At 52.8% G+C, this 1,097-nt stretch carries 1 rRNA gene; it reads left to right on the top strand.

Annotated elements, in window-relative coordinates:
- Positions 1–1,074: ribosomal RNA gene (locus tag ABGI61_RS16730) — 23S ribosomal RNA — on the top strand; the annotation flags it as partial.
- Positions 1,075–1,097 lie beyond the last annotated feature (23 nt).

The raw sequence follows: 1,097 nt of genomic DNA, 5'->3' as shown, positions 1-1,097 counted from the left end.
CCTGCCCGGTGCCGGAAGGTTAATTGATGGGGTTAGCGCAAGCGAAGCTCTTGATCGAAGCCCCGGTAAACGGCGGCCGTAACTATAACGGTCCTAAGGTAGCGAAATTCCTTGTCGGGTAAGTTCCGACCTGCACGAATGGTGTAATGATGGCCAGGCTGTCTCCAGCCGAGACTCAGTGAAATTGAAATTGCGGTGAAGATGCCGTATACCCGCGGCTAGACGGAAAGACCCCGTGAACCTTTACTATAGCTTGGCACTGAACATTGACCCTACATGTGTAGGATAGGTGGGAGGCTTTGAAGCGGTAACGCCAGTTATCGTGGAGCCGTCCTTGAAATACCACCCTTGTATGTTTGATGTTCTAACGTAGGTCCCTGAATCGGGATTGCGGACAGTGTCTGGTGGGTAGTTTGACTGGGGCGGTCTCCTCCTAAAGCGTAACGGAGGAGCACGAAGGTTGGCTAAGTACGGTCGGACATCGTACGGTTAGTGTAATGGTAGAAGCCAGCTTAACTGCGAGACAGACACGTCGAGCAGGTACGAAAGTAGGTCATAGTGATCCGGTGGTTCTGTATGGAAGGGCCATCGCTCAACGGATAAAAGGTACTCCGGGGATAACAGGCTGATACCGCCCAAGAGTTCATATCGACGGCGGTGTTTGGCACCTCGATGTCGGCTCATCACATCCTGGGGCTGAAGTCGGTCCCAAGGGTATGGCTGTTCGCCATTTAAAGTGGTACGCGAGCTGGGTTTAGAACGTCGTGAGACAGTTCGGTCCCTATCTGCCGTGGGCGTTGGATGATTGAGTGGAGTTGCTCCTAGTACGAGAGGACCGGAGTGAACGAACCGCTGGTGTTCGGGTTGTCATGCCAATGGCACTGCCCGGTAGCTATGTTCGGAACGGATAACCGCTGAAAGCATCTAAGCGGGAAGCCGGCCACAAGATGAGTCATCCCTTGGACTTTAAGTCCACTAAAGGGTCGTTGGAGACCACAACGTTGATAGGTGAGGTGTGGAAGCGCGGTGACGCGTTAAGCTAACTCATACTAATTGCCCGAGAGGCTTAACCATACAACGCCAAAGATGTTTTAAAG

Source organism: Rheinheimera fenheensis (genome assembly GCF_039871805.1).
GTDB classification, from domain to species: domain Bacteria; phylum Pseudomonadota; class Gammaproteobacteria; order Enterobacterales; family Alteromonadaceae; genus Alishewanella; species Alishewanella fenheensis.
The sequence above is the reverse complement of the archived record's forward strand: the minus strand, read 5'-3'. Positions and strand labels throughout refer to the sequence as shown.